We start from the raw sequence: 9,328 nt of genomic DNA on the forward strand, positions 1-9,328 counted from the left end.
AACATCGTTTTGGTTTTAAAAATAGAGGTGTAAGTGCATTAAATTCCTTTTTGGTAGGAGTTATTTTTTCAGCAGGTTGGACTCCTTGTATTGGACCTATATTTGGTTCTATTATGTATGCAAGTGTTATGGATCCTACTAAAACATTTGTTAATGTGACCGCATATTCTTTAGGTTTTTCAATTCCTTTTTTATTAATGGCCTTTTTCATTGGTAAAACTAGATTTATTACTAAACATTCCGCAATTTTTATGAAAATTGGTGGTGTTTTGATGGTTATAATAGCTGTACTTTTATATACAAATAAAATGACTTATATAAGTATGTTATTTTCTGATTTGTTTAATTTACCTTACTTTTAATGTAGTAGGAAATAAAGAAGTAACTTCATATTATGAAGTTACTTCTTTATTATTTTATTTTTTCTGAAGATTTTAATTTATTTTTATGTTAGAATAAATAACTGTTAGAAATATTTTGAAGGGATGGGTATATATGAGAAAATTTATTGCTGGTTTATTCGTTGCTGCAACCGCTTTATCAGCTCCGTTAGTGGGGTTTAGTGAAGCTTCTGCAGCAAGTGCATCAAATGCAGTTTTACAATCTAGTCAAACATCTTCATCAACTTCTAGGATTACTGTAAATGGTTCTATGAAACTAGTTGTTCAAAATTGGGGAACAAAAGATATAGGATATACTATTTTTAAAAGTGGATCTGCTTATGCGACTGGTAATCTAAAAGGTGGAAAAAATTATAATAGCACTATGTCTTTGCCAAAAGGTGATTATTCGGTGAGATTATATTGTGGTGGTCCTTCTGGTGGTTCAACTGGTTGTTCTGGTATGGTTTCTATTGCTAATAATTAAAAAAAGCCCTTTAAAGGGCTTTTTTTAATTATTAGCAATTTCTGTTTTTAGATTTTGAAATTATCGAGCATATTGTTTTTTTCTTTTTTACTGATATTAATATATTTCAGTATGATTTATGGTGTAGGGGTATGTGTAGCAATGGAACCAAATCAGGCAATAAGTATTAGCGGACATTCATTTTAAGGATTATTTCGTATGTTATATAAATTGAGGATATCAAAGGATTTCTTGAGAAGTTAATGTTTAAGAGGAAATGAATGTAAACAAATATTTAAAAGTTTACTTTTAGTGAATAAAAAAAGTACGAAGTCTTTTAAAAGACTTCGTACAAAGCATAAAAAACAGATTAAATTACATATCATAGGAAACTGAAAGGGTATTTCTCTATTTATTATAACTAATTAACTCCCATTTTTGGGAATTAATTAGAAAAAATGCACAATTTCATATTTCATTATTTCCATAAATGAAAAAACACTGTTTATTTTTTGAATTTTCTTTTTATTTATGGTAAACTAGCTTATGTAAGATCGAATTCCTTAAGCGCCTAGATATATTTCTATTCATTATACGCAAAAAAACCAATTCTTTTGTAATAGAATTGGTTTTTTTGTATGCAATCCAGTCAATACAGCAACTTGAATCTATATTTTTAAGTGTAGTTTTATCAATTCTATTACAAATTAATAAGTAAATATAAAAACCTCTTTATATATAAAGAGGTTTTTTTAAGGATACAATCCCTTTAGGTAGATAGTGATGGGTGTATATTATATCATAATTTTTTTATAAAAGGATGAGTAATATAAAATTATAATTTAAATTTGTTGGCTATGGTAAAGCGTTTATATGTGAATGAATATAAGACTTAAGTCAAAACATATGATAAAATTTACCATTTAGGGGGGGAGAAAATTGAAAGTTTTTGTTTATATAGCTTTAGTATCATGTATTTGTATGTTAATAAGTTTGTTGGTTTTACAGAAGAAATTTTCATATAAAAAATATGATGTTTTTTTTGCTATTATAATTATAGGATTATGTATAAGTTTTATGATTTATACCTTTTATGGTGTTGATGTTTCTATTGGTAGACAATTATGGTACATAGGATTGTTTATATTAATTGGAGTTTTAACGGGTACTCTTATAAGTTTAGCTGGGAAGATCGGAAGAAGACAAGATAGATATAAAATTCATGTTTTGGGTTATATACTAGGGTTTTTAGGATGTGGAATACAAGCTGTAGCTTACTTTTTTATAGAATATCAATGGCATTTTTTTAATATGGAAATATTTATTTCTTTTTTCTTGGTTATATTAACTACAGTATTTGTTTGTATAGCAGTATTTTTTCATCGAATTTTCTTTATGTGTGTTGCAAGTATTCCAGGTTTATTAACAACTCAACATGTATCTATGTTTTGGATTATCATAAGTAGCAGCTTGTTAGTAATGGGGGCATTGCTTATGACAACAGAATATAAAAAGAAAAGACGAGTAGATAAGCGTGTGGAGTATTTTAAAGAAAAAGGTTATTTATAAGGTTTTAATTTTTAAGTTAAATAAAAGTAATTCAACGGTAAGTGTCAATGGTAAGCGGACTGAAATGAATCAGCGTTTTATGCTGATTCATGAAAGGAGCATTAAGGAATTGACACGTGCAGCTGATTCATCACCCTCTTGGCATTTCCTCAAAACGAACCGTTTTGGGGATGCCAACCGGCGAGGGAGCCCCTCAAGGATTGAGGGGTTGGGGAGTTCGATTGAGGGGGTCAAGGGGAAGATTTCCCCTTGTAGGTTCGGACAAAGTCCGAGGTCTTTTTGCCATGCTAAGCATGGTTCGGCGAAGCCGACAAGCGTCGCAGACCCCTATCGATTTTGATGCGTTAGCGTCAAAATACGTATAGGGTTACGTTAATTGACATCATTTCGTCGCTTTGCTAGACTGATGGTATCAATTAATCTAGGAAAAGTGGTGGCACTTTATGTTGGGTTCTATCTCATTTAATCAATCCCACCAAAGTTCATTGAGTCATAATAACAGAGAAAATATTCACGGGAATCCTGGTATTGATCCATCTAGGTTAGAGGAGAATATTTACTTTGTTCAAAAAGATATCCGAAGTGTATACAAGGAAGTCTTTCAAGAAGCAGTGGACAAGTATAACGAGAAACAAAAACGGAATGATCGTAAAATTGATGATTACTATGACAAAATACATAAAGATGATAAGACGCATGAGCAACGAGAATTGGTTGTAGCGATTGGGGAAGGTAAAGATGACCCAAAGTATAGGGAAGCGAAAAAGGAAGTGCTGAAGCATTATGCTGAGGTGTTTCAAGAGCGAAATCCAAACCTAACGGTTTATAACATGGTTTTACATGATGATGAAGCGAATCCGCATTTACATATTAACTATGTACCGAATTTCGAAAGTAGTCGAGGATTAACGAGGCGTGTCGGAATGGATAGAGCTTTGCAGCAACAAGGTGTCGAAGGGAAGGGAAGACAGTTAATTGCTCATTGGAGAGAAGCGGAAACAGCTTATATTGAGCAATTAGCGAAAGAATACATTCCAAATTTTGAACGTGCTAATGTAGGTTCCCATAAATACATGAAAGTCCGTCAATATAAGGAATATGCAGAAGCAAAGTCAACTATTGAAAATCAAGTAGAGGAACAAGAAACTAAGTTACAAACGATTGACGATCATTTAAAAAACGTTGAAGAGAAAACAAACGAATTAGAAATGACGAAAAAGAGTTTGGAAAGTGATGTCGTTGATACGTACAAAGAATTAGAGATAGTAAAGCAACAGGTAGAGAGTGAAAATGAAAAGCTGCAGCTAATTGGCCAGCGTCATGTGGAGTTAGAAAAAAGAGTAGAAAAAATGCAAAAAGAATTAGATAGTGCTACGAATCAAGTACCAAATGAACCTGTTAAAATTCCATTTTTACGCAAAGAAGTAGTAGTAGAAGTACAGGATAAAATGTTTGGAAAAGCTGAAATTACAAAGAAACAGACAAGAAATTATGTGTTATCACCAGAACAATATCAAGAATTAACAAAGCAAGTGAATGCAGCGGTTACTATTAAAAAGGATTATGAGCGTTTGAAAAAAACAGATTTTGTGAAAGAGAATGAGAGTTTAAAAGCGCATGCAGAGGGATGGATGAAAGAAAATCGAACGTTGAAACAAGAAAAAAGTAAGTTGCAAAAAGAAGTTGGTGTATTAAATAGAGAAATTAGCTCGTTAAAAGCTCATATAAAGGTTTTGCAGACGAATATAAGAGTTTTATATTTACAAACGAAAAAAGTTTTTAAAGAGCAATTTAAGGCGTTTAGAGGGATTATTAAAAATGAATTGGATAGTAAGGGAATAGATAATCAATTTGAATGTGAGCATAAAAAAGAAATGAATAAACATCGTGGATTGGATATGGAGCGATAAAATAGTAAGGAAACTTTGTTTTTATCTTTAAGGTTATTGAAAACGTGATAGAATGAAAAAAAGAGTCATGCGGGAACATGACTCTTTTCATAGGGTATTCTACGAAAATACCTAAACTTCATTTATCTGATTATAGATTATCATAATTTGATTTATAATCAAATAGCAAAAAATAGGTGTTTTTGTTGATTCCCTCAATTAAGGAGGAATTAACCTAGATATGACAAAAAAAATTATTGATTTTGGACAAGCTGAAAAAAAGGCAAAAGAAAGAGATAGTAAAATTAATAGTATTTATGAAAAACTTGAAGGTAGTGGTGGACTTTCTGAAGAAGAAAGAGTCATTATGCTGCAAGTATTAAGTAAAATGTCTGGTGGAGAAGAGTATTTTATTGGTAAAAAGAAAAAACCTACAGATCGGGTGAGATTTGTTCAAATGATTACAGAGAATATTGATTATTTATGTGAAATTGGTTATTTAACTCAACCAGAAAAAGCATTTTTATTTGATATTTCAAGATTTCTAGAATTTAAATCAAATGTTATTGTTGAAAAAAATGAAGATGATGATATAAAACCGAATACAGCGTCTCCTAGTTATTTGGCTAAGAAATTAGGAAAAACAAGGACTTCTATTTCAAAAATGATGAATGAATTGCTTGAAAAAGGGGTTTTAGGAGTTGCAGAAACAGGTGTAATAACTGAAGATGGAAGGGCTTGTTCAGCAAGAACTTGGTTTGTTAATCCTAATATTTTATGTAATTCACCTAAAGATGATATTGATAGAGCGACTCAACAAATTTTTTCAAAGGCATTGCGTACTATCAAAATCGAAGGTAATAAGAAAAAACATAAATTACCAATTTATTTATTTTAGATGTCAATTTTTATATTGACATCTTTTTTTATTTAAGATTTTCTATTTTTTAGGTGTTAAAAAAAATTAACACAGGTGTTAATTTTTTTTAACACCTCATGTCTTATAAACCCTTGATATTACTGACTTTCTTTACTTTGCTCTTCTCACTCTTATATATGGGGCTAAAAGTTCCGCAAGGAACAGGTAGTATTTTTGAGCAAACAACGCTCAAAAATCTCCACCTTCAGGAGAAGAAAAGTCGGTTCGTTAATCCTCACCTAAAGGCTATCGCCTTTTCTTTTTTCCCCTGTCCTTGCAAAACTTTTTTCGGCTCGTGTGCTTTTCTCGCCAAGCCGACAGACAAAAAGCAAAGCAATGGTTCTCGACTTGGACAAGCAAGTATACGAGCCGAACCGCTTAGATCCTTTGTCCTAAAATAGTTCTTACTCGATAATTGATACGGAATACGTGGGGTTTCGCCCCCACACGACGAGCCAGCACTCTAGCCAAAAAGCAAAGGGAATACCAAAAGATAAGATTAAGATCAAAACCAAACTAATAAAAAAATAGCCATCCATTTGGACGGCTATTTTACATAATTCTCGTTATTGGAAGTTGTTTCAATTCAATAAGTTTGTAATTTCTCCTTCAAAATTAGTATTACGCTCATAATAATAATCATTGATTTTGGAGGTTGTAAAAGACCCTATTTCTTTTTCCCTATCGTACATTTTTACAGCATATAGATAGCCAACCTCTGTTTCTTGGTTTTTCTTTGGATTAAATTTTGTTTCTTTCACTTCTTTTAGCCAATTATTAATTTTTGTTTCATCAGTAATGATTTTTTTTTCTCCGTTGCTTTTTGTAATTTCCAGTTTCGTAATGTGTTTGATAGGAAAGATTTCTTGAAATGTCATTGTCTTTTGCTGACAGGACGCCAACAATAGCAAGGCAATTGTAAGAACGATAGATTTACAAAAATACTTCATTTGTTTCTCTCCCTCTTTTTTCTAATTATATAATTTTTGGGAACCAATTTGTTCAAAATTTTGAATGTATATGGTATTCATGTAAGGTTAACATAACGTCTCATTATCGGTAGCAATACTAAAGAAAGAACCCTTATTTTTATAGGGTTCTTTCTTATTTTCTAGTAAAATTGATATGCATGATTTTATACATCGTTGATATAGAGGGAATCCGAGGGATCCCCTCTATTCTTTTTTTGCATAAAATTTTGTATAAATAAAAAAGATTTTGATGTTATTATCGAGAAGTAATACATATCGGTGGTAAAATCGGAATGTATTTCGGAAATTAAATTGTTTTTAAAATCGGTTTTCATATCGGTTGCAAGTACATTCCGATTTTGATTGGAATGTTGATTTAATCGTGTTTTTTAAGTGAAAAACGTATTCCGTTTTTTGGGGAGGAATAAAAATTGGAACTAAAATCGGAAATGCACACACCGAAAATTGTTGCAGATCTTTTGGGTATCACACCCGATTTGTTAAAGGTATGGTCAAACGAATTTAATATACAAACGGAGCGAAGCCAGGGAGGGCATCGTAGATACTCGAAGGAAAATATAGAAGAATTAAAAGCAATAAAAGAAAAAATACAGGCTCAAAAATGGTCTTACGATCAAGTTCGGTCATGGAGAAACGGAGAACTTGATTCGTTTGTTTCAAAAGAAGAAAAATCAGAATTAGAAAAGAAATTGAATGAAGTATTAGAAAATCAAAAATTACAAAATCAATTTAATCAAGCGCTCGTTCAAAAATTGCAAGAAATTACGAATGAATTGGTTACGACAAAAGAGCATTTAGCGAATACAGAGAAAAAGTTAACTGAAGTAAAAGGTAAAAATAGTGAATTAGAAGTTTTTATAGAGAAGAAGCTAGAGAAACGAGATCAATTATTGCTTGAAAACATTAGAAATATGCAGGCACAAAATCAGAAACAAAAACGGAAAGGTTTTTTCGGTTTGTTTAAAAAGTAAATTTGGCCGGTATTTTATGTATGGTTCTAATGTCGGAAAAAGAAGAATAGAAATATAGCATACATAGAATAAGGGAATGCAGTACAGATCAGCATACAAGCATTCCCTTGCTATTGATATGTTATGTGTTTAGTAAAGTATTATTTATAGTATAGGACCATAAATAAATATTAATAGGGTTATTAAAGCTTCAATTAAAGATATTATAAAAATTATTTTATAATTTACTTTTACGTTTTTATAACTTAATTTTTGACCAATATAATTAAGCAATAAAAATATAAAAAAAAGTGGAAGTGTAGATAATAAAATATTTAACATAATAAAACCTCCTTTTTTTGTAAAATCTTGACTTTTCTGAAAACAGATGTAACATAGTGTTTGAGAGTGGAAAATATTTCAATAAAAGGGGGATTTTTGTGTCTTTGTTTAAACGTGTTGTAAAATTGTTGTTTGTTTTTGGTTTAATTTTTTCAGGAATTGCTGGTTTTAATACGTCTAAGGTGTCTGCAGATTCTAAAGAGGTTAATTATCAAGTTTTAACTTCAGAACAGTTAAAAGAAATTAATGAGAAATTAGAAGAAATGAAGAATGATATTAATTTACAACTTTCTGAAGGTAAAGAAGATGTTTTTTCTAGTAGAAAAGTATCTTTTTCCGATGAGCCTTTAATTATGGCTTTTAATAGTGCTGATAATTTTAATGGTAATGGTTTTGCACTTGCGGTACAACAAAAGAAAAATTTCTCTGGTTATGTGGCTAATACATTTCCGGGAGCTGGTTTTAAACATACTGTTTCTGGATGGTTTTTATATGGTTCAGGTAAAGTAGGTAACTATGATTATGATCCAGATTTAACAGGTCCATTGTATTCTAAGAGCAATTCTACTAAAGCAAATAGACTTGATGACAGTGTAGTTCGTATTACTAGTAGTGGAACATTTAAAGCATTAAAGTATGCACCAGTTGAGTATACTACTAAGGTTGTTATTGAATTGTATGGTAGTGGAACGTATAGAGTTGTTACAGCTAAAATTAATTAATTTTATTTAACTTTAAAAGCTGATTTTATAATAAAATCAGCTTTTAATCTTTAATTTAAATTTTTGATCCATTGTTGTAACATTTCTTCATTCATTTCTCCGGCATGTTTTTTTATGATTTTTCCTTTTGAGTTTATTAGGAATGTTGCTGGTAATGTTGTTACGTTATAAGTATTTCCTACTTGTCCATCAGTATCTATAACAACAGGAAATGATAGATTCTTTTCTTTTATGAAATTTTTAACCGCTATATTTGATTCTTGAGAATTAATAGATATTATTTCAATACTATTATTTTTATTTTTTTGATAAAAACTTTCAAATGCTGGCATTTCTCTTTGACATGGTTCGCACCATGTTCCCCAAAAATTAAGTATTACCCCTTTCTTCTTTATTTTGTTTAATTTTATTTTTTCATTGTTAATTGAATTTAAAACAAAATTAGGTGATAAATCACCTTCTGAAACATTGTTGTTTTCTTTCTTTATTGCCCCTATATATATAGCATAAGCGACAGTTGAAAATAGTATTATTAAAGTTAAGGTTCTTATTATAAATCTTTTTTTATTTTTCATTTTTTCCCCTCCTATACTTTGAATTATACTAGAATTAAAAATGTTTATATGATTGTTATTTTATTTAGTATTAAAATTTTTATATAAAGGGGATTAGTTTTATGGATAATGTTACCTGGTGGTTAGCTTTAAGTGCTGGATTTTTATCTTTTATTTCACCGTGTTGTTTGCCTTTATATCCTTCTTTTATTTCTTATATTACAGGTATATCAATAAAAGATTTAAATGATAAAAATTCTATTTCTAAAAATAAACAAATATTTTTCCATGCTAGTTTATTTTTATTAGGTTTTTCTTGTATTTTTTATGTACTTGGATTTTCAGCAAGTTGGATTGGTAAAATTTTTATTGATTATAAAGATTTAATTAGAATGTTAGGTGCTATATTTATTGGTTTTATGGGGTTGTTTTTATTAGGGGTTGTAAAACCTACATTTTTATTACAAGAACATCGTTTTGGTTTTAAAAATAGAGGTGTAAGTGCATTAAATTCCTTTTTGGTAGGAGTTATTTTTTCAGCAGGT

Annotated in this window: 11 protein-coding genes; 8 read left to right on the forward strand and 3 right to left on the reverse strand. The window is 30.1% G+C overall.

Features of this window, described 5'->3' with window-relative positions; all coding sequences use genetic code 11:
• From MRP26_RS30620 to MRP26_RS30640, 5 genes are all read left to right on the forward strand, one after another.
• Positions 1-362: cytochrome c biogenesis CcdA family protein (locus tag MRP26_RS30620; RefSeq protein ID WP_276576206.1), on the forward strand; the 362-nt coding region annotated here is incomplete at its 5' end.
• Positions 363-495: 133 nt separating this feature from the next.
• Entirely contained in the window at positions 496-867 is a 372-nt protein-coding gene (locus MRP26_RS30625) for a hypothetical protein (RefSeq protein WP_086423899.1), read from the forward strand.
• 960 nt (positions 868-1,827) lie between these two features.
• On the forward strand, positions 1,828-2,415 hold the full coding sequence (locus tag MRP26_RS30630) for a hypothetical protein (protein WP_001985835.1): 588 nt from the start codon (positions 1,828-1,830) through the stop codon (positions 2,413-2,415).
• Between the two features lie 443 nt (positions 2,416-2,858).
• The gene (locus tag MRP26_RS30635; RefSeq protein ID WP_242807494.1) at positions 2,859-4,325 is read left to right on the forward strand and encodes a plasmid recombination protein; all 1,467 of its coding nucleotides are present in this window, start codon (positions 2,859-2,861) and stop codon (positions 4,323-4,325) included.
• Between the two features lie 220 nt (positions 4,326-4,545).
• Positions 4,546-5,202 carry a MarR family transcriptional regulator gene (locus MRP26_RS30640; protein WP_242807496.1) on the forward strand — a complete coding sequence of 219 codons (657 nt, stop codon included), beginning with the start codon at positions 4,546-4,548 and terminating at the stop codon, positions 5,200-5,202.
• Positions 5,203-5,804: 602 nt separating this feature from the next.
• On the opposite strand, the gene MRP26_RS30645 is transcribed toward MRP26_RS30640, so the two are convergent.
• Positions 5,805-6,173 carry a hypothetical protein gene (locus MRP26_RS30645; RefSeq protein WP_242807498.1) on the reverse strand — a complete coding sequence of 123 codons (369 nt, stop codon included), beginning with the start codon at positions 6,171-6,173 and terminating at the stop codon, positions 5,805-5,807.
• Positions 6,174-6,625: 452 nt separating this feature from the next.
• On the opposite strand from MRP26_RS30645, the gene MRP26_RS30650 reads away from it, so the two are divergent.
• The gene (locus tag MRP26_RS30650) at positions 6,626-7,186 is read left to right on the forward strand and encodes a MerR family transcriptional regulator (RefSeq protein WP_242807500.1); all 561 of its coding nucleotides are present in this window, start codon (positions 6,626-6,628) and stop codon (positions 7,184-7,186) included.
• A gap of 144 nt (positions 7,187-7,330) precedes the next feature.
• Here the strand turns inward: MRP26_RS30650 and MRP26_RS30655 are convergent, their stop codons facing one another.
• The gene (locus MRP26_RS30655; protein WP_153577646.1) at positions 7,331-7,507 is read right to left on the reverse strand and encodes a hypothetical protein; all 177 of its coding nucleotides are present in this window, start codon (positions 7,505-7,507) and stop codon (positions 7,331-7,333) included.
• Positions 7,508-7,605: 98 nt separating this feature from the next.
• Between MRP26_RS30655 and MRP26_RS30660 the strand changes: the two genes are divergently transcribed.
• Positions 7,606-8,229, forward strand: a complete 624-nt coding sequence (locus tag MRP26_RS30660) for a hypothetical protein (protein WP_242807502.1) — start codon at positions 7,606-7,608, stop codon at positions 8,227-8,229.
• A gap of 50 nt (positions 8,230-8,279) precedes the next feature.
• Here the strand turns inward: MRP26_RS30660 and resA are convergent, their stop codons facing one another.
• Positions 8,280-8,804 (reverse strand): thiol-disulfide oxidoreductase ResA, encoded by a 525-nt coding sequence (gene resA, locus MRP26_RS30665; protein WP_242807504.1) that lies wholly within the window; start codon positions 8,802-8,804, stop codon positions 8,280-8,282.
• Positions 8,805-8,905: 101 nt separating this feature from the next.
• Between resA and MRP26_RS30670 the strand changes: the two genes are divergently transcribed.
• A partial coding sequence (locus MRP26_RS30670; protein WP_242807506.1) for a cytochrome c biogenesis CcdA family protein occupies positions 8,906-9,328 on the forward strand: 423 nt, incomplete at its 3' end.

The sequence above is a fragment of the Bacillus sp. CCB-MMP212 genome, from assembly GCF_022748145.1.
GTDB lineage: Bacteria > Bacillota > Bacilli > Bacillales > Bacillaceae_G > Bacillus_A > Bacillus_A cereus.